The 19,256-nt window shown below is 70.1% G+C and carries 14 protein-coding genes and 1 pseudogene; 5 read left to right on the top strand and 10 right to left on the bottom strand.

What is annotated here, in order from left to right; translation table 11 throughout:
- Nucleotides 1-18: 18 nt before the first annotated feature.
- The 6 genes from FMP39_RS01070 to FMP39_RS01045 form a co-directional block, all read right to left on the bottom strand.
- Nucleotides 19-2,049, bottom strand: coding sequence for a TonB-dependent receptor (locus FMP39_RS01070; protein ID WP_305036057.1), 2,031 nt, complete (start codon nucleotides 2,047-2,049; stop codon nucleotides 19-21).
- Between the two features lie 399 nt (nucleotides 2,050-2,448).
- Nucleotides 2,449-2,991, bottom strand: coding sequence for a hypothetical protein (locus FMP39_RS01065; RefSeq protein ID WP_141588172.1), 543 nt, complete (start codon nucleotides 2,989-2,991; stop codon nucleotides 2,449-2,451).
- Nucleotides 2,992-3,017: 26 nt separating this feature from the next.
- Nucleotides 3,018-3,788, bottom strand: coding sequence for an SDR family NAD(P)-dependent oxidoreductase (locus FMP39_RS01060; protein ID WP_141588171.1), 771 nt, complete (start codon nucleotides 3,786-3,788; stop codon nucleotides 3,018-3,020).
- Between the two features lie 162 nt (nucleotides 3,789-3,950).
- On the bottom strand, nucleotides 3,951-5,540 hold the full coding sequence (locus tag FMP39_RS01055; RefSeq protein ID WP_141588170.1) for a glucose-6-phosphate isomerase: 1,590 nt from the start codon (nucleotides 5,538-5,540) through the stop codon (nucleotides 3,951-3,953).
- Nucleotides 5,541-5,669: 129 nt separating this feature from the next.
- The gene (locus tag FMP39_RS01050) at nucleotides 5,670-6,575 is read right to left on the bottom strand and encodes a sterol desaturase family protein (RefSeq protein WP_141588169.1); all 906 of its coding nucleotides are present in this window, start codon (nucleotides 6,573-6,575) and stop codon (nucleotides 5,670-5,672) included.
- Between the two features lie 25 nt (nucleotides 6,576-6,600).
- Nucleotides 6,601-7,266, bottom strand: a complete 666-nt coding sequence (locus FMP39_RS01045) for a TetR/AcrR family transcriptional regulator (protein ID WP_141588168.1) — start codon at nucleotides 7,264-7,266, stop codon at nucleotides 6,601-6,603.
- A 219-nt stretch (nucleotides 7,267-7,485) separates the two neighbouring features.
- On the opposite strand from FMP39_RS01045, the pseudogene FMP39_RS38635 reads away from it, so the two are divergent.
- Nucleotides 7,486-8,055: pseudogene (locus FMP39_RS38635) on the top strand (M23 family metallopeptidase); the annotation flags it as partial.
- Between the two features lie 183 nt (nucleotides 8,056-8,238).
- On the opposite strand, the gene FMP39_RS01035 reads toward FMP39_RS38635, so the two are convergent.
- The gene (locus FMP39_RS01035) at nucleotides 8,239-9,936 is read right to left on the bottom strand and encodes a GTPase (protein ID WP_141588167.1); all 1,698 of its coding nucleotides are present in this window, start codon (nucleotides 9,934-9,936) and stop codon (nucleotides 8,239-8,241) included.
- A gap of 181 nt (nucleotides 9,937-10,117) precedes the next feature.
- Between FMP39_RS01035 and FMP39_RS01030 the strand changes: the two genes are divergently transcribed.
- Together FMP39_RS01030 and FMP39_RS01025 are read left to right on the top strand one after the other, a co-directional pair.
- Nucleotides 10,118-11,014 carry a dimethylarginine dimethylaminohydrolase family protein gene (locus tag FMP39_RS01030; RefSeq protein WP_141588166.1) on the top strand — a complete coding sequence of 299 codons (897 nt, stop codon included), beginning with the start codon at nucleotides 10,118-10,120 and terminating at the stop codon, nucleotides 11,012-11,014.
- On the top strand, nucleotides 11,001-11,807 hold the full coding sequence (locus FMP39_RS01025) for a hypothetical protein (protein WP_141588165.1): 807 nt from the start codon (nucleotides 11,001-11,003) through the stop codon (nucleotides 11,805-11,807). The genes FMP39_RS01030 and FMP39_RS01025 overlap by 14 nt, the downstream gene beginning before the upstream one ends.
- Nucleotides 11,808-11,822: 15 nt before the next feature.
- Here the strand turns inward: FMP39_RS01025 and FMP39_RS01020 are convergent, their stop codons facing one another.
- Entirely contained in the window at nucleotides 11,823-12,476 is a 654-nt protein-coding gene (locus FMP39_RS01020; RefSeq protein ID WP_194858179.1) for an MBL fold metallo-hydrolase, read from the bottom strand.
- A gap of 135 nt (nucleotides 12,477-12,611) precedes the next feature.
- Between FMP39_RS01020 and FMP39_RS01015 the strand changes: the two genes are divergently transcribed.
- Nucleotides 12,612-14,525 (top strand): lipase maturation factor family protein, encoded by a 1,914-nt coding sequence (locus FMP39_RS01015; RefSeq protein ID WP_228557542.1) that lies wholly within the window; start codon nucleotides 12,612-12,614, stop codon nucleotides 14,523-14,525.
- Between the two features lie 112 nt (nucleotides 14,526-14,637).
- Entirely contained in the window at nucleotides 14,638-15,471 is an 834-nt protein-coding gene (locus tag FMP39_RS01010) for an Ig-like domain-containing protein (protein ID WP_141588162.1), read from the top strand.
- A gap of 16 nt (nucleotides 15,472-15,487) precedes the next feature.
- Here FMP39_RS01010 and traB read toward each other — a convergent pair whose 3' ends face one another.
- Together traB and traA are read right to left on the bottom strand one after the other, a co-directional pair.
- Nucleotides 15,488-17,119 carry an outer membrane exchange protein TraB gene (gene traB, locus FMP39_RS01005; protein ID WP_141588161.1) on the bottom strand — a complete coding sequence of 544 codons (1,632 nt, stop codon included), beginning with the start codon at nucleotides 17,117-17,119 and terminating at the stop codon, nucleotides 15,488-15,490.
- Nucleotides 17,116-19,218: an outer membrane exchange protein TraA gene (traA, locus tag FMP39_RS01000; protein WP_228557541.1), complete on the bottom strand. Its 2,103-nt coding sequence runs from the start codon at nucleotides 19,216-19,218 to the stop codon at nucleotides 17,116-17,118. The genes traB and traA overlap by 4 nt, the downstream gene beginning before the upstream one ends.
- Nucleotides 19,219-19,256 lie beyond the last annotated feature (38 nt).

Raw genomic sequence — 19,256 nt, 5'->3', positions numbered from 1 at the left:
GAGGGACGAAGCGGCGCTTTAGAACCGCGCGTTCACACCCGCGTAGAGGGTGCGGCCGCGCTCCTGGAACACGTAGCCTTCCTCGTCCTCGGTGCGGGTGTTGGCGAGGTTGAGGACGCCCGCGTTGACGCCGAAGTTCTTGCTGATGTCGTAGCTGGCGCCCGCGTCGAAGAGGGCATAGGCCTCCACTTCCTCGGTGCCGCTGAGCTGCGGGCCAATGTACTGGCCGCGCACGAAGGCCTTCAGCTTGTCCACCGGCGTCAGGTCAATCTGGCCGTTGAGGGTGTGCTTGGGCCGGTAGGCGAGCTGCACGTCGTTCTCCAGGTCCCGGCTCTCCAGGAAGGTGTAGTTCGCGCTTAGGCGCACCACGTTGCCGAAGGCCTTGCTCGCCGTCGCCTCGACGCCGCGCAGGCGCGCGCGGTTGACGTTGCGGGGCACGTACAGGGGCAGGCCCGTTCCCGGGTCGGTGCCCACCGGCTCCACGCCCGTGCCGCGCGGCGTGTCGATGAGGTTGCGGATGTTGTTCTGGAAGACGGTCGCCGACAGGGCCCACGACGTCATGGTCCAGTTGGCGGACACCTCGAAGTTGGTGCTCTTCTCCGGGTCCAGGTCCGGGTTGCCGATGATGCCGCAGCGGCCTCGGCAGCTCGTCACCAGGGACTCGGTGCTCATCTGACGCAGCGTGGGCGCCTTGAAGCCCGTGCCGACACCCGCCTTCAGCGTGAGGTGGGTGATGGGCGAGTAGACGGCGTAGGCACGCGGCGTGAAGTGGAGGCCGAAGTTCTCGTGGTTGTCCAGCCGCGCGCCCAGCAGCAGGGTCAGCTTGTCCATCAGCGCCAGCTCATCCTGCGCGTAGAGGGCCTGCTGGTGCACACTGGCGCCGCCGCTGGTGAACTCGTCCGACTTGAGGTCAATCCAGCGCGCCTCGCCGCCCACCGTCAGCGTGTTGATGCCCAGGTACGCAGTGGCGTTCGCCTCCGCGACGATGTTGTCCTGGGTGAGGCCGTCGACGCCGCTCTCCAGTCCTTCCCAGTAGCCGCGGACCTCGGAGTTGCCCCAGTCCCACTTGCCCTTGTGGCCCAGCACCGCGTCGTTGCGGTGGACCACCGCGTCCGCGTCGCCGTAGGAGCCGCCGATGTAGTACTCGCCGATGCGGTTCTGGTACGCGCGGCCGTACTCGGCGGTAATCGTCTGCTGCGCGGTGGGCGTCCAGTTCAGCGACAGCCGGCCGTTGTGGTCATTGCGGCCCTCGAGCGTGGCCAGGTCGCCGTGGTTGACGACGCTGCCGTCTTCACGCGTCACCGGCGCACCGTCCGCGTTGAGCACGGGCGAGCCCGGGTTGCGCGCGCCATTCCACGCCTGGCGGTGGTTGAAGCCGCCCGTCACCTTCATGGAGAGCGTGTCCTCGATGAGCGGACCGCTGAGGAAGACGCTGGAGCGGAGCTCCTCGCCGTTGGCGCCCACGGTGGGCGTCTGTGCCTTCAGGTCGATGCCGCCCGTCCACTTGGGCGCAATCGGCTTGGTGATGATGTTGATGACGCCGCCCAGCGCCTCGGAGCCGTAGAGGGAGGACATGGCGCCGCGGACGACCTCGATGCGCTCGATGCCCTCCGTGGGGATGAGGCCGATGTCGAAGTCGTTGTGACGGAACACCGCCTCCAGCGAGTTCACGCGCTTTCCGTCGACCAGGATGAGCGTGTAGCTCGAATCCATGCCGCGGATGCTGATGCCACGGCGGCCCTGGCTGCCGGCCGTCAGGCTGATGCCGGGCGCCAGGCGGATGGCGTCCGTCAAATCACCCACGGGCGCCCGCTTCAGGTCCTCCTGCGTCACCACCGTGACGGAGGCAGGTGCGGAGGTGACGTCCTGCTCGGTGCGCGTCGCCGTCACCACCACGGGGGCCATCTGGAAGATGTTGTCCTCCAGCGCCGTCTCCGCCTGCTCGGCCGGATGCTCGGCGGCCGCGGAGTCCGGCGGCGTGGCCGCGTCCTGCGCCCAGGCGGGCGTCATGGTGAGCAGCAGGGCAGAGCCCACCCACTTCCACGTCACGGACAGGCGGTGAGCACGGAACGGTCGGGGGGAAACGTCATCACGGTGAACGGCGCGCAAGGTCCTTCTCCTCATGTGGGTGTCTGAACTGCCGGACTCCCCCCGTTCCGCTTCCGCCCGAGGCGTCCGCGGGTGCTGCTTCGAGCAAGGCCCTCCCGCCGCCGCGGAAGCCGCGACGTGGGGGACACCCGCGATGCAAAGGGCCCCGTCCCGAGGTCTTCCGGTGCTCAGCGGAGCGTGCGCGGAAGGCGCGGTACGTTGCGTGTGACTTTGCAAATCAATATCAATTGAGCGGCACTTTGCGTCCTGGCGGGTGTCCTGTCAACGCGCGGAAGGCGGAATCTTCTACACCAGCCGTAGAAGTCCGCCTTCACCGCGGAGGTGCCCGCGAGGGGTGCGTCAGGCTTGCGTGGGCCAGACGGCCCGCGGTTCTTCGTCGTCCCTGGCGATGAGCAGGGTGGCGCCTTCGAGCAGGTCCTCGGAGTCCAGGGCCTCCACGGCCGTGCGCACGCCCGCGTCGGCGTCCATCACCCGGCAGTAGACGCGGAGCTGCTGTGCCTGGAGCTCGCCGCCTTCTACCTCGCCATTGCCCGTCCAGCCGAGCGCGTCCGTGAGCAGCTCCTCCACGGCGACGCGCTTCTCCACGTCGTGGCCGGTGCCCTTGCCCTCGACGGCGTACTGGACGATGAGGGTCATCATCGCCGTGGGTTCGGGCTCGTCATAGCCCTGGTCCACCAGGGGGCCGGCGGCCTCGGCGATGACCATGTCCGGGTCTTCATCCGGGGGGAGGGGCAGTTGATGGTCTTCGCCCGTCTCGCCCACGAGGCCTTGGTGCACGGTGAGTGCGCCGTCATGCACCCAGGCCTCCCAGTAGCGGAGCCGGTTGCCTTCCTTCTTGTAGAGCTTCAGCACGCTTCGAGTCTCATGCGAGGACCCCTGCATAGCACGGAGCCCGGGGGGCTTTTCGCTCAGAAGGCACGGCCCTGGCCCCCATCCACGGGCAGGGTGGCCCCTGTGACCCAGCGTGCGCGTTCCGAGCAGAGGAAGGCCACCACGTCGGCCACTTCCTCGGGGGCGCCGAAGCGGCCCCAGGGCAGCTCGTCGCGCACCAGCCTGGCCACCTTCTCTGGATCCGCCTTCTGGCGTTTGTCCCAGCTGCCGCCGGGGAAGAGGATGGAGCCGGGGGCCACGCCGTTGACGCGGATGCGGTACTGCGCCAGGTCCACTGCCATCTCCTTGGTGAGCGCGGTGATGCCGGCCTTGGCGGTGGTGTAGGGGGCGCTGGTGGCGTACTCGCGGCCAAAGATGGAGTTGATGTGGACGATGCAGCCGCCGCCCTGCAGGCGCATGGCCTCCACGGCGCGCTGGCTGCACCACACGGCGGACAGGAGGTTGCGGTCCAGGACGGATGTCCACTGCTCGGCGGTGGCGGAATGGAAGGCGCCCGCGCCGCCGCTGCCGCCCACGTTGTTGACCAGGATGTCCAACCGGCTGAAGGCGCGCACCGCCGCCTCCACTGCTTCCACGGCGCCGGCCTGGGTGGCCACGTCCGTCATCACGGTGGCCACGTCCGCGCCCTCGGCGCGGAGTTGCGCCGCGGTGGCCTCCAGGGCCTCCGCGCCGCGTGCGCTGAGGCACACCCGCACGCCCTCGCGGGCCAGCACCGACGCGATGGCTCGGCCAATGCCCCGGCTGCTGCCGGTGATGAGGGCCGTCTTTCCTCTGAGCTCCAGGTCCATGGGCGGGCGTTCTACTGCGCCTGTCCGCTCATGGGGGCGTCATGGCGCCGGGGCGTTGAGTCCTGTGCGCAAGTCCGGGACGCATCGCCTGGGAGGGGGGCTGCTTCCGATGACCGGTGCCGCGGCCGGGTGCTTCGGCCGCGGGCATCGGTGACAGCGGTCCTACTTCGCCTGGAAGCGCGCCTGTGTCGGGGTGGCCCCCGGGGTGCGCGTGACGCCGCGGTCCGGGTTGGCGGCCAGGTGCTGGAGCACCTTGAACACCGTCTCCACCTCGTCCGGCATGCCGATGTCCGCCGCGAGCTGCTCGGCGGTGCGGGCCTCCGCGCGCGCCTCGCGCAGGCGCGTCGTCAGCTTGCGCTGGAGCTCCAGCACCACGCCCGCGGCCTTCTTGCCCGCCTCCACGCCCGGCTGGTGGTACGCGTTGATGTGCACCAGCGTGGCGTAGAAGCCCACGGCCCTCTCATACAGGGCAATCAACGCGCCCAGTGTGCGCGCGCTCACGTCCGGCACGGTGAGGGTGAGTGACTCGCGGTCCTTCTCGTAGAGCGCGCGCCGCGTGCCCAGCAGGAAGCCCAGCAGGTAGTCACCGCTGGTGACGCCGGGCTCCACTTCCTGCGAGCCGCCGTCACGGTCCTTCAGCACCTCGATGAAGGTGGCGAAGAAGTTGAGCACACCCTCGCGCAGTTGCTGCACGTAGGCGTGCTGGTCCGTGGAGCCCTTGTTGCCGTAGACGGCGATGCCCTGGTTCACCACCTGGCCATCCAGGTCCGTCTCCTTGCCCAGCGACTCCATGACGAGTTGCTGGAGGTAGCGCGACATCAGCAGCAGCCGGTCCTTGTACGGCAGGATGACCATGTCCTTGTGGCCCCGGCCATCACCGGCGTAGTGCCACATGAGCGCCAGCAGCGCGGCCGGGTTCTTCAGCGCATCACGCTCCCGCGTCGCCGCGTCCATGTCGCGCGCGCCCTTCAACAGCGCGTCGATGTCCAGCCCCTGCAGTCGCGCGGGCAACAGGCCCACCGCGGACGTCACCGACGTGCGGCCGCCAACCCAGTCCCACATGGGGAAGGTGCGCAGCCAGCCCTGCTTTTTCGCGTGGTTGTCCAGCTCGCTGCCGGCGCCGGTGACGGCCACGGCGTGCTTGCTGAAGTCCAGGCCGCGCGCCGAGTAGCCGCGCTCGGCCTCCAGCATGCCGTTGCGCGTCTCCTTGGTGCCACCCGACTTGCTGATGACCAGGGTGAGCGTCTCCGACAGCCGCTCGCCCAGTTGCGCCAGCACACGGTCGAAGCCGTCCGGGTCCGTGTTGTCGAAGAAGGACACCTGCATCGGGTCCTTCGCCGTGCCCAGCGCGTCCGCCACCAACTGCGGCCCCAGCGCCGAGCCACCAATGCCGACAATCAGCACGTGCGTGAAGCGCTGCGCCTTCTGCGGCTTCACCCTGCCCTCATGCACGTCCTTCGCGAAGGCGTGGATGGCGGCCACCGTGTCGGTGATTTCCTTCTGGAGCGCGGGCTCGGGCGCCAGCTCCGGCGCGCGCAGCCAGTAGTGGCCCACCTTGCGCTTCTCGTCCGGGTTGGCGACGGCGCCCTTCTCCAGGGCCTCCATCGCGCCGAAGGCTTCCTCCATGCGGGGGCGCATCCGCTCCAGGTAGTCCGCCGGGAAGCGCATCCGCGAGACGTCGAGCGTGAAGTCCAAGGCCGGGACGACGCACAGATAACGCTGGTACCGCTCCCACAGTTCTCGCTCGGTCATGGCTCCTCCTGGCAGTTCTCGCGTCGCGATAAGTGCCGGGTGGCTTAGCGCCTCCGTGCGCGGGTGGGAAGCTGGACGGCGGTGTCGGTGCGCGTCCACGGGGCCGCGGGCGGCCGGGTGCTCAACACCTCACACGGAGGGGCGTGCCGCTTCGGGCGGGGGCTGTACTCCGGGCGGCTGGGGCGCCTCTGGGGCGTCGGGCTTCCAGGCCGGGTTGCGGAAGACGTAGCTCAGGCGCTGCTTCAGGGAGCCGGGCTTCGCCGCGTCGCGCGTGATGGCCGCGAACTCGTGGAAGGCGATGCGCACGGGATTGAACGTCTCCAGGTTCTTCGTCAGGCCGTACACGGGCTTCTCGCCCTCTGGCTCGAACGTCCCGAAGAGGCGGTCCCAGATGATGAGGATGCCCGCGTAGTTCTTGTCCAGGTAGCGCGGGTTGGACGCATGGTGCACGCGGTGGTGTGACGGCGTGTTGAGCACCCACTCCAGCGGGCGCGGCAGCCGGCCAATGGCCTCGGTGTGAATCCAGTACTGGTAGAGCAGGCTGACGGACTGCTGCACGACAATCATCACCGGGTGGAACCCGAGCAGCGCCAGCGGTGCCCAGAAGACGAAGCTGGTGGGCGGCGTCCACGTCTGCCGCAGCGCCGTGGAGAGGTTGTAGTGCTGGCTGGAGTGGTGCACCACGTGGGACGCCCAGAAGAAGCGGCTCTCATGGTGGACGCGGTGGAAGGCGTAGTAGCAGAGGTCGTCCGCGAAGAAGATGAGCACCCACGCCAGCACGCCGGTGCCCATGCGCAGCGGCGTCAGGTGGTAGAGCGCCAGGTAGCCGGCGAAGGCCACGCCCTTCCACAGGACGTTGATGGCCACGTTGCCCAGCCCCATGGAGAGGCTGGCAATCGTGTCCTTCCAGGTGTGGCCCACCATGGGACGGCCTTCGTCCCGCTGCTTCTTCACCCAGAGGGCCTCGGCAATCACCGTGAGGGTGAACACCGGGATGGCGGGGGTGATGAGGTCGGGGATGTGTGCTGCGTCCATGGTGGGACCCTCCGTGTCGGCGAACTCAGGAGCGGGCGCGGCGGCGAGGCCGCGTCAATGAGGGGAGGAAGGCGTTGCGCATGAAGTGGGTGAGCGCATCCAGCATGCGCCGGTGCGCCGGGTCGTTGGGCCGTGCGCTGCCTCCCACCGCGGCGCCCTGCACCGCGTCCAGCGCCAGCTCCACGATGGAGTCGAAGTCCGGGTGCTCGGAGGCCTCGGGGAACAGCTCGCGTGCCACGCGGTGCAGGTTCTCCCGGTGCGGCCCGTCCACCGCCGCCAACGCCACGCGCAGCTCCGCGTCCGTGCGCGCCGCGACGTACAGCTCGATGGCGGCCTGCAGCTCCGGGCGCTGGAAGGCGGCCCACAACATGTCCACCGCCGCCGCGATGCGGTCCCTACCTGATGGTCGGGCCCCCACACCGGCGAGGTAGTCCTGGATGAGCCGGGGGAAGAGGTGCTCCACCGCCGCGGCGAGCAGCTCCTCCTTCGTGTCGAAGTGCGTGAAGAGCGCGCCCTGTGACAGGCCTGCCCGCTTGGACACCTCCACCGTCGTCAGGCGGGCGTAGCCCTGCTCCACCAGCGTTTCGATGGTGGCGTCCAGCAGCTTGCGCCGCGTCGTCTCACGGCGCTCCTGCTGCGTGCGGCGGACGGGCCGGACCGGCGCGTCCGATGGAGTGTTCTTCGCGGCCATTCGACTCGGAGGATAAGTCTGAACTTAGTGAGTGACCAGTCACTTTCTGTGCTGAGGAGTGAGTGCGCCTCACAGTGGCGTGTGCCGCCACCTGTCCCCGTACACGGGGGGCTCGAAAGGGAAGTGGCCGCTCACGAGGCGCGTCAGGCCCGCTTCCCCAGCGGCCCGGCGGGCAGGGGCCTGGGTGCCGAGTTCGCGGCGTTCGCTCGGGACTCGGGCATGATTCTCCTCGGGAGGGCGGGCGTGCCGATGCCCTCCGCGTCGTACAGCAGGCGGGCGCGGCGAAAATCCGCAGGGAAATACCCGCGCCACTTGCCCCCGTTTCCGCCCCGCCCCGATATGAACCTTTCAGCCCTCCTTCTTGGTTCTCTCCTGGCTTCGGCCCCTGCGGTTCCTTCCTCTTCCGCCACTGATGTGGGCGAAATGCCCGAGGTCGGCGTTCCCTTCGCCTGTGGTCGCATCCACACGGTGAGCCAGGGACATGACACGGGAAGTCACCAACACAACGACACACATGCGTGGGATTTCCGCATGCCGGATGGCACGCCCATCGTCGCCGCGCGCGACGGCACGGTGCGCCTGTCTCGCGGTGACAGCACCAAGGGTGGCTGTGACGAGAAGTTCGCGCCCTACGCCAACTACGTCGTCATCTCCCACGGCGATGGACTGGAGACGCAGTACCTCCACTTCAGCGCGGTGGTGGTGAAGCCGGGTGACGTGGTGAAGGAAGGCCAGCTCATCGGCTTCTCCGGCTCCACCGGCTGGGCCTGCGGCGCGCACCTGCACTTCAAGGTGGCGCGTGAGAGCGGCAAGGGTTGGAACAACCCGTCCGTGCCGGCGCGCATCGCTGGCTACGGGGACCCGGTGCGCGACACCCGCGTGGCCGCGCCCCTCTGCAAGGACAACGGCACGCAGGCGCTCATGGCGAGCAACGACGGCACGCACACCCCGGGTCAGCCGGTGATGTCCATGTCACCGGAGCGCCAGCAGGCCCTTCGCGGCCTCCCGCCCGGGGCGCAGAGCATCCTCGACGGTCTCTCCCAGCCTCCCGCCCAGGGCGGCCAGGGCCTCAACGAAGCGCGCACGTCCGGTGGTACCCGCACGGCGAGCGGCTCCAGCGAGACTCGCTGAGGCCAGCAGCGCGCCCGCTCCGGCGAGCAGCATGAAGAGGGCCCCCGCGTTGACGAAGTAGTCCAACGGCAGCAGGGGGCCTTCCACGTAGGCCCGCACCACGCGGTAGCCCACATGGCCCAGCAGGGCCAGCAGCGGCAGGTTGATGAGCGGCAGCACCAGCCAGCGCGCGGTGCGCCACCAGCCGGCCACCGCCTCCGCCACGCCGGTGGTGGCGGTGTAGCGCCAGGCGCCCGCTCTCGCCACCCGCACCTCCTCCAACAGCGTGTCCACGTCGGGGACGCCCAGCAGCGCGGGCTCCAGTCCGCTCGCGCGCGCCACGCTGCGCGCCTCCGCCAGCGCGGTGCGCGCCGCGGCCTGGGCGCTGAAGTCGTCCTCGAAGGGCTCCACCACCGCGGACTCCGCGGCCCTGGCGCGGGTGTGTCCGCGCACCACGTCCACCACGGTGGAGGCCGCCGCCACCGCCAGCCCCGCGGGCAGACTGCTCCGCCCCACCAGCGCCGCCGCGCCCAGCCCGCTGGCGCCCCAGAGGGACAGCCGCAGGCCCCAGGCCGCGGGCCCCCAGAAGCGGCCTCCCGCCTGACGCCGCACCTCCGCCGCCAGGTGGCCGTGCGCCAGCCGCAGCCGCGCGTCGAAGTCCGCGCGCAGGCCCTCCGCCGCCTTCTCCATCCCCGAGTCCAGCGCGGCGCGCGTGCGGGACAGCATCGCGTCCGTCTCCTTCAGCGCGGCCTCCACGCGGGTGTGCACCTCTTCGAGCGCGCCCATCGCGTTCGTCTTGCGAACGCGCGCAGCCACCGCCTGCGTGGCCAGCCCGCGCAGGTGGAAGAGCAGGGCGCCGAACTCGCCGGACACGTCCCGGCCGTCCTTCGCCGACAAGGCGCTGATGGCGAAGACGGGCACGTCTTCCTGGGCCAGGCCGTACTGCTCGGAGGCCACGCGGCGCACCTGGGCCTTGAGCGTGTCGCGCGACTCCGGAGACAGCTCGTCCGCGAAGTTGAGGATGAAGACGAGCGCGCGCCGGCGGGCGAACTCCGTGAGGAACTCCACCTGGGAGGCCTCCGCCACGCTGCCGCGGTGCATGACGACGAGCGCGACATCCGCGCGCTCCAGCGCCGCGCGGGCCACTTCGCGGTGCGTGGTGGCCACGCTGTTGAGGTCCGGCGTGTCGATGAAGACCTGTCCGCCCCACAGGCCCTGGGGGCCGGGGGCATACGTCATGACCCGCGCGCCGGAGCCCGCCAGCGCGTCCGTGGGCGTGCCTTCGGGCGCGAACACCGTGGCGACCGTGCTGGTGGGCCGGTTGACGCCTTCGCGCGACAGGGCCTGCCCCGCCAGCGCGTTGAGGAGGGTGGACTTGCCCGCGCCGGTGGCTCCCACCAACGCCACGCTCAGGGGGGCGTCCTTGCGCGCCACGCCGCGCGCATAGTCGTCCACGAGCCGCTCCAGGCGCGCGGCATGCGGCCGGAGCGCGGGCAGCTCCAGGGCCGTCTTCAGCAGGGAACGCAGGGCATCGGGTTCAGGAAGGCTCGTCTCGTCCACGTGGAGAGAGCCTGTCCCGGCTTCGGCCGGGTGACTACGAAGAAGATGCGTGGAGGGTGCGCCAGCGTGCAGTTTCCGGCGGGGACCCCGCGCGGGAAGCCCTACCGGGAGCGTCGGGCGTCGGGGGGGACGGGGACCGGATGGCAGCGGGGATGCCTGGGGGAGTAGAAGCAGTACCACCATGGACCTCTTCCTCATGTCGCCGCCGGGACGCACGTGGGCCCTGCGTGGCCGCAGCAACTTCCGCAGCCGCGAGGCGCCGCCTGTGGACGCGCGTCAGGCCCGGCGGGAATGGCTGGCGCTGGCCCGGGACATCGAAGCGCGTGGCGGCACGGTGGTCGCGTTGCCGTCTCCCTCCGAGCTCCTGACGGGCATGCCGTACGCCGCCGAATGTGGACAGGTGGTGGCGCGTCAGGGCGCCGCTCCGTTGTTCGTGCTGCCGCGGATGATGAGCGCGCACCGGCAGGCGGAGCGCGAGCACTGGGCGCCCCTGGCCCGGGCCCTGGGCATGGAGGTGGTGGACCCGGGCGTGGGCATCTGGGAGGCCCACGGTGACGTGGCCACCTTCGACGGCGTCACGCTGCTGTTCTGGGGCGGCCGCACGACGCTGGACGGCCTGGAGGCCGCGGCGCGGTACTTCCCCGGAGAGGTGCTGCGCATCCAGGTCCGCGAGCCCGCCTTCCACGGCAACATGGCCGTGCTTCCGCTGCCCGCGGTGGACCGGCTGATGGTGTGTCCGGACGTGATGGCGCCGGAGTCCCATGCGCTGCTGCGCGAGCGCTTCGGCGAGCACCGGCTGCTCCTCGTGACGGAGGCGGAGATTCGCCGCTACGCCACCAACGGGCTGCCGGTGGGGCGTGACGTGCTGGCGCCTTCGGTGGTGCCGGACTCGGTGCGGGAGCGGCTGGAGGCGCTGGGCCTGCGCGTGGTGTCGCTCACCATGCGCGAGTTGTGTGAGAAGGGAGGCGGCTCGTCACGCTGCCTCGTGTCGCGCGCGGAGGTGGACGCCGCGACGCTGAACATCCCAGACGCGTTCCGGTTGTCGGCCATCGCGAGGGACATCGATGCCGATGGGTGACGCGGACACGCTGCCTCGGCAGGCGGAGGCCTTCCTCGCGGCGCACCCTGGCGCATCGCTGGTGGCGCTGGGCTCGGGTGCGCACGCAGGCGCGTTGGACCTGTCTCCGCTGGGTGTGCCGGTGACGTTCCTGCCCGCCGAGCGGAACGCGGACCTGGCGATGCAGTATTTGGCGCTGAACCAGCTCGCCTTCGGTGGCATCGGCGTGCCGCGTTGGGTGCTGTCGGACCTGTATCTGCTGCCGGGTGCCATTGGGCTGCTGCGCTGCCCGGCCCGGATGCTGGCGGCCCCCGTGCGTGAGCGGTTGGGGCTGGCCGACGAGGACCCGGCCATTGGCGCGGCCTACTACGCGGCGCCTTCGGTGACGCCGGGGTTGGTCATTGGCGTGTCGCTGCTGAGCGTGCTGCCGGGAACGGGGGCGTCGCCGTGGGTGAAGCTGCTCACGTTGCAGATGCTGCGCGCGCGGCGGCTGCGAGGCGTGGCCCAGTGGGACAACCCCAGCGTCCGTGTCCACTCCAGGCTGGGCCCGCTGCGCCTCGTGGGGCGCGTGCCCGGGGGCCATGAGTATGGCGAACGCTCCTTCGTCTACGAGTCGGAGCTGACCGACCGGACGCGACTGGGCGACGCGATGGTGCGGCGCCTTTCGCTGACGCCGTCGCTGCGTGTTCCCGCCACGGACCTTTCGGCGCTGAGCGCGCTGCTCGACCGCGCGGAGGCGGGCGAGGTGTTGCACCTGGTGCCTCCGGGGCTGGACGCGGGGCAGGTGTTGGTGCGCGAAGGGCCGCTGGGCTGACGCGCGCGGGTGGGCTCAGGGCGCTGGCGCGGCGGGCGACTCCATGTCCTCTTCCAGCGCGAGCCGCAACGCGCGGGCGCCGTCACGGAGGATGGGCGCGCCGTGGGAGAAGCACAGCGTCTCCACGGGGAGGTGGTCCAGGATGCGCTGGACGCTGTGCCGGGTGCGCAGCGGTTCGTCCTGGTATTCGCTGGGGATGAAGTCCGGCGTCTCGCCGTCCTCGTGCGTGAGCAGGTCGGAGATGAACGCGACGGCGCGCGGGTGTTGCTGCATCCACAGCGTGTACATCGCCTCGGTGGGGCCGGGGGTGTGGAACGAGATGAGTCCCCCGGGCAGCGTGTCTCCCGCGACGTAGAAGAAGTCGGGCTGCTCCTCCAGCGTCTGTGCTCCCTCGGGCGCCCAGACGGGCACCTTGAAGGCCTTGCGCAGCCGCCACGCGGAGCGCTGGTGGTTTCCCGCCGTCAGGACGATGGCGGAGATGTTCCCCAGCTTGCGCAGCGCTTCCTCGTCGATGGGCAGCGGGTCGATGAGGACGACGGCGCCATCCGTGTCCACCACGGCGTACGCGTCACTGCGCGCGCCGCCGATGCGGTCATCGGAGAGGGTCCAGTGGTGGACGCCAGGCACCAGCTCGCTTGTCCGCTTCGCCTTCCCCTTGGGCTCGCTCATGCGGACAAAGCTAGGCACCCCCAGGCGTTGTCACTTGGGCGGGGAGGGGGGCCACGGCCTGGATGCTCCGCCGCTTCCACGGCGGGCGCCCGAGGATACGGGGACGTCGTCCGTGGGACGGCACAACGTTCCCGCATGATGGCGCGAATCTCTCGCGGTGTGCTGCTGGCCCGGCCCCTGGTGCTCTTCGACGACGACTGCGCGTTCTGCCGGCGCTGGGCGGCGCGCTGGCATTGGCGCACCGGGGACCGTGTCTGCTACCGGCCGGGCAGCGGGTGGCGCCGTTGGTTGCTGGGCATCCCGAAGGCGGACATGCGCAGGGCCATGCAGCTGGTGGAGCCCTCCGGCCGGGTATCCCAGGGCGCGGAGGCCCTCTTCCGCGCGCTCGCTGCTTCGCCTCGCCGGGGGACTCGGGTGGCCGCGAGGCTGGGCCTGATGCCGGGGGTGTTGCAGCTGGCCCAGGGCGTCTATGCGGTGGTGGCCCGGAACCGCCGTCAGGCGGCGGGCGTGGACCGCTGGCTCTTCGGGCGCGCGGTGGTGCCGCACGAATACCGGTGGGTGCGCTGGGCCTTCCTGCGGTTGCTGGGAGGAACGTTCCTCATCGCCTTCACCTCGCTGGGGCGGCAGGTGCGGGGACTGTATGGGACGCAAGGTCTCCGGCCCGTGGCGGAGCGCCTGGCCGCGGAGCGTCGCGAGGAGGCTTCGGCGCTCGCGAGGTGGCGGCGCATTCCGTCGCTGTTCTGGTTGGTCGCTTCCGACGCCGCGTTGGTGCGTGGGTGCTGGAAGGGCCAGGTTCTGTCCCTGGCGTTGCTCTTCAACGTGGCGCCTCGCTTCAGCGTGTCGTGGCTGTGGGCGCTGTACCTCTCCTACGTGGCGGTGGGGCGTGAGTTCCTCTCCTTCCAGTGGGACGTGCTGCTGCTGGAGATGGGGCTGCTGGCGGCGCTCACCGCGCCCGGAGGACTGCGGCCGGGCCTGGGCCGTGACGAGCCCTCCGCGCTGGATGTGTTCCTCTTCCGGCTGCTCGTGTTCCGGCTCTACTTCGGCTCGGGGCTCAGCAAGCTCCAGTCAGGGGACCAGACCTGGCGCGAGCTGAGCGCGTGCGAGCACTATTACGAGACAGCGCCGCTGCCCACGCGGGGTGGTTGGTACGCGCATCATCTGCCGCGTCGGCTCCAGCGGGCCTCGACCGGGGCGGTGCTCTGGCTCGAGACGGTGGTGCCCTTCCTGGCCTTCGGGCCCCGCCGCTTACGGCAGTTCGCCTTCTGGAGTCTGAGCGGCTTGCAGGCCGCCATCGCCGCCACGGGGAACTACGGCTTCTTCAACGTCCAAGCCTGGGTGCTGGGCGTGTGGCTCCTGGATGACGCGGCGCTGCGGCGGGTGCTTCCTTTGAAGGACGGGCCTCCCGCTCAGCCACGGCCCTGGTGGCGTACCGGCGTGTCCGCGCTGGTGGTGTCGCCGCTGCTGGTGCTGGGGGCGTCGGAGGTGCTTCGCCGGTTCGAAGGGTGGCAGCGGTACCGGCCCGAGCGCGTCGGCGCGATGCTGACGTGGCTGGAGTCCCGGGCGCGGCCCCTGCGTTCGGTGAATCCCTACGGCCTCTTCAGCGTGATGACGGTGCAGCGGCCGGAAATCGTCGTGGAGGGCTCCGACGACGGTGTGGAGTGGAAGGAATACTCCTTCCGCTACAAGGTGGGGGACCCGGCCCGGCCTCCCCGGCAGGTGGCTCCCCACCAGCCGCGGCTGGACTGGCAGATGTGGTTCGCCGCGCTCGGCTCGCCCCCTGGCTGGTTCGTCGCGTTCCTGGCCCGGCTGCTGGAGGGCTCGCCGGACGTCCTGGGCCTGCTGGCGGGCAGCCCCTTCCCGGACCGGCCGCCCCGGATGGTGCGAGCGGTGCTGTACGACTACCGGATGACGGACGTGGCCGAGCGGCGGCGCACGGGCATCTGGTGGCGGCGGGAGCGGCTGGGCCTCTACGTGCCGCCCCTCTCGCTGGCGCCCGGACCCCGGCCTCGTGGACGCATTCCCGCGCTGCAATGGCATGCCGGGGCGTGAGGCGGGTGGGAGCAGGCGTGCGGCCCTGAACCTCGAAGGCCCCTTTTCGTACGCCGCTGATGGGGTGGGGCTACAATGGGGGCTTCCCACCCATCTCCGCCGTCGTGACGCCGTGAAGACGCCGCGCATTCCTATTTGCCTCCCCCTTGTCGCCGTCATCGGGCTGCTGAGCGCCTGCGGGCCCACGCCCACCACCATGAAGCTGGAGCCGCTGGAGACGAAGTACCTCCGCACACCTGGGCAGACCGTGAAGCTGGCGTACGAGGTCTTCGACGCGGAGGGCCAGCCCATGTCCAACCCGAAGCTGCGGTGGACCAGCTCCGCGCCGGACGTGGCGCAGGTCCAGGAGGGCTTGCTGACGGTGCGCAAGTCGGGGAAGACGACCATCGGGGCGACGGGTGGCAAGGTCCGCGCGGCGTTGCCGCTGGAGCTGACCATCCTCAACTCGCTGGACGTGCGTGCCCCAGGTGCGGACTTCCTCGAGGTGGGGCGCGTCATCAAGCTGCGCGTGGTGGCGAGGAACGAGCAGGGCTCTTCGTTGCAGGACGCCATGCCCACGTTCCGCTCCTCGGATGAGACGGTGGCGCGGGTGGAGGATGGGCAGTTGGTGGCCGTGCGCCCGGGCAAGGCGACCCTGAGCGCGACACTGGGGCACCTCAGCCGGCACATCGCGGTGCAGGTGGTGCCGGCGGACTTCGCGCGGCTGGGCCTCAACCTCACGCACCACGCCTTCCAGCGGAGGGGGCAGTCCGTGCAGCTCCAGGCGCGCGCCTTCAATCGCAGCGGCGTCGTGTTGGACACGGTGCCGCTGGAGTTCTTCACCTCGGACTCCGCCGTGGTGTCGGTGTCACCCGAAGGCCGCGTGACGGCGGTGGGGTCCGGGCGCGCGGTGGTGTCCGTGGTCGCCGGTCGGCGCCGGTCGGCGGCGGAGTTCGTCGTCCCCTAGCGAGTCTTCCCCGCGTCTACGGCTTCGGCGCCGCGGGAGCCTTCGACTTCGCCTTGGGCGTGGCAGGCGCTTTCTTGGTGGGGCGCTTGCGCTTCTTGTCCTCCGCGTCCTCCGGGCAGGGCGGACGCGGTCCGTCGCTCGGCGGCTGGATGGTGAAGTCGACGCGGCGGTTGAGCGCCATGCCTTCTTCCGTCGCGTTGTCCGCCAGCGGCCGCGAGCGGCCAAAGCCCTGCGAGCACAGCCGCTCCGCCGCCACGCCGCTCTCCACCAGGAAGCGCATGACGCTGGCCGCGCGGCGGCGCGATAGGTCCAGGTTGTACGCATCGCTGGCGCGAGAGTCGGTGTGACCCTCGATGTGCACCCGGTCGGCCTCGGTGTTCTCGTTCATCACCCGCGCGACCTCCTCTAGGATGGGGAAGGACTCGGAGAGGATGATGTCCTGGTCGGTGGCGAAGTTGAGCTGCTCCAGGATGACAATCCGGTTGCCCTCGCGGCGGGCCAGCGGGCACCCGTCCTTGCCGCGGCTGCCAGCGGGCTGGTCCGGGCACCGGTCAAGCCGGTCGACCACGCCGTCGCCGTCCTTGTCCGTGTCCGGGCAGCCCATGTTGGCCACGGGGCCGGCCACGTCGGGGCACGCATCCGACTCGCCAATCACGCCGTCACCATCCGGGTCGATGGGCGGCGGCGGGGGCTCGGGCGGCTCCTTGAAGCGCTCCAGGGCCTCCCACTCGCGCGTCTTCGCCGGAATCCACAGGATGGACGTGAAGAAGCTCAGCGAAGGCGAGGCGATGGAGCAGCCGCAGCCCATGCCGCCGCCGAACGTGAAGGTGAGGCCGGTGGAGCTGTACCAGCGCAGGCCGAAGAGCGCCTCCGCGGGGACCTGTCGGGGCTCATTTGGCTGCTTCTGCAATCCCACCGCGCCGTGCACCATGCCCACCGCGGTGACACCGCTGCCGCGAAGGATGGGGACCTCCGCGCCGACGCCGAAAGGCATCATGTCGCCCACGGACACGCCGCTGAAGACGCGGTCCGGGCGCTTCCAGAAGCCGCCGTTGAGCGCCAGGAGGATGCCGTTCTCGAAGCGGTAGTCCAGCACCAGGCCCGGGGCCCAGGTCAGCTCGCCGTCTCCGGCGAAGGCGTCCTGGGCGCCGGTGGGGAAGCTCACGTTGAGCGTCACCGCGCCGCCCCAGCCCTTGCCCTCGGCGGGCCGGCGCAGGCCCGGGATGGCCACCTTGCCGGTGAGCCGGAGGTCACCGAGCACGAAGCTCTCCACGCTCCCCTCGGTGCCGATGACCTCCAGGTTGGCGCCGCCCTGGGCGAGGATGAGCGGCATGTCCACGCCGACCTCGGCCCAGTCGAAGAGGCCAATGGTGGCCATGACGTCGAGTTGAAGGCGGTTGCCGACCAGGTTGATCTTGCTCAGGTCTCCGCCCTCGGGAATCAGGGACAGGGGGTTGAGCGAGTAGCTGAGGTACGGCCCGGCCGAGATGGACAGGTGTGACAGCGGACGCGACTGCTGCACCACGACCAGGTCCTGGGGCGCGCCGGACGGACGGAAGAGCTGAATGTTGAAGCGTGCGTCTGGCTGCGCAGTGGCGGCGGTGGACAACCCCAGCGCCACGATGAGGAACAGGTGCGAGGGCTTCATCGAGCAGGGCGCCGGGGGCGGAGGAACGTGAGACCCGCGGCGAGCAGTAGCAGGAAGGTGGTGCTTCCAGCGGGCGTGGCGTCTGCGGTGGTGCCGCAGCAGAAGGCGCCGCCTTGGGGCTCGGTGCCAGGCTTGCGGCGGCCGCGCTCGCACTCCATCGTCTTCGCGGAGCAGTGCTCCACGCCCAGGCAGTCTCCGCTGTCGGAGCAGGCGGTGGAGCAGGTGTTGGTCGCGGTGTCGCAGGTGCCGCCGCAGGGGCAGTGGGCATCCGCGAAGCACTCCACGCAGGAGGTCCCGTCACAGACCGTTCCCGGCTCGCACGTCACCGCGCACGCGCCCGAGTTCTCACACGTGCGCGTGGTGGGATTGCACACGCCGCTCCCGCAGTCTCCGTCATCCGTGCAGCCCACGCAGGTGCTGCCCTGCGTGGTGCCGTTGGAGAGGCAGAAGGGGGTGTCACCACCGCAGGCGCCACAGCGGGGGCCGCAGTGCTTGTCCGTGGTGCAGGACGCGCATTCGCCACTGAGGCAGAACTGGCCGTCGCCGCACTCCAAGTCGTTGCGGCACTGGACGCAGACTTCGCCGTCGAGGCAGTAGGGGCGCTCGCCGGGGCACTTCACGCAGCCAGGGCCGCAGCTGTCGGCCGTGTTGCACGAAGGCACGCTGTCCACGCAGCGGCCGTTGGCGGTGTCGCACTGCTGTCCTTCGGCGCACTGGCTGCTGGTGGTGCACTCCACACAGGTCGGCGTGGCACCGGGCGTCAGCGCCAAGCACTGGGTGCCGTTGGGGCAGCAGTTGCAGGAGTTGCCAGCGCACGAATCATTGGTGGCGCAGGGCGAGCACACGTTGTCGGTGCAGGACTCGCCTTGAGGGCAGTGGGAGTCTTGCGTGCACTCGCGGCACTCGTTGATGTCGGTGGCGCAGACCTCGCCGTTGGTGCACTGGCTGTCGTTCTTGCACTCGACACATGTGAATGTTTCGGTGTCACAGGCGCCCGTGGCGCAGTCACTGTCTTCGTTGCAGCCGGTGCACTGGTTGGTTTCGAGGTCGCAGCGGCCGTTCGGGCACTGGCCGTCCTCGGTGCACTGCACGCACTGGGTGCGGCCGTTGACGTTGGCGCAGTGGGGCGCGGACTCGCCGCAGGGGGAGCAGTACTCGCCGCAGAAGAGCGAGGAGTCGCAGGGCGCGCAGAGGGCCGCTGCGTTGCAGTGGAAGAAGGAGCCGCAGCCTCCGTTGCCGGGCGAGTTCGCGTTGCCGCGGTTGCACTGCTCGCAGCGGTCGGGCTGGCCTGCGAAGGAGAGGATGCCGTTCTCCGTCTGGAAGAACTGTGCGGGACGGAGGAGCTGGAAGCCGGAGCTGAAGAGGTTGATGACGGGCGGCTGGTTCGCGGCACGCTCGAAGTCAGTGAAGGCGCCCGTGTGCATCGACATCTCGAGGGCTGCGTGCTCGCCGACCTGCGAGTAGAGCATTTCGACGGCGTACAACCCCGGCGCATTGAACGTAACGCTGTTGGTGGTTCGCCACGTCGCGAATCCGAGCACCGGTGGCCGGTTGATGACTTGGTAGGCTTGGCTGCGGTCGTAGATGACGAGGCTGATGCCATCGTCCACGTAGTAGCCGAAGTGAAGCGGCTGACCCGCTAGATCCGCGGTGACGTTCAGGTAACCGCGAAATCGCGACGCGAACGGGGTGAAGGCGTCGTCGTCCTCGATGACGTTGAAGGTGCATCCGCCAATCGAACACCCGGGTGCCGTAACCTGATTGACGAAGTCGCCGTAGCTCAGCGTGCGTCCGTCATTGAGGTTGTTGGACAGGTCGAAGGGCGTACGCAGCACCGTTGTGACACGGCTCTGCCTGCTGGCGGGTTCCTCGAGGAACCCGTTGATACCGTCGATGTACGTTCCGCGCGACTGCGGAAACTCATTCAAGGGGCGCGTCCACACATTGGACGCCACGCACAGTCCTTGCCCATCACCAGCGAGTGCGGGGGCAATGGGAGGCCCTTGGATGACGACATCGGGCAGCTTCTGGCCCCAGGCGGTCGAGGCCGCGAGGCACACCGCCAGGACAGTGAGCGCGGTACGCGCGATGCGGGACACGGGCGATTTCAAAGCCCCGCAACAATGCGGGATATCTC

Origin of the sequence: Myxococcus sp. AB056 (assembly GCF_006547365.1) — a bacterium.
Classification (GTDB): Bacteria; Myxococcota; Myxococcia; order Myxococcales; family Myxococcaceae; genus Myxococcus; species Myxococcus virescens.
Note: the sequence above shows the minus strand (reverse complement) of the source record. Positions and strands in the feature narration are given on the sequence as shown.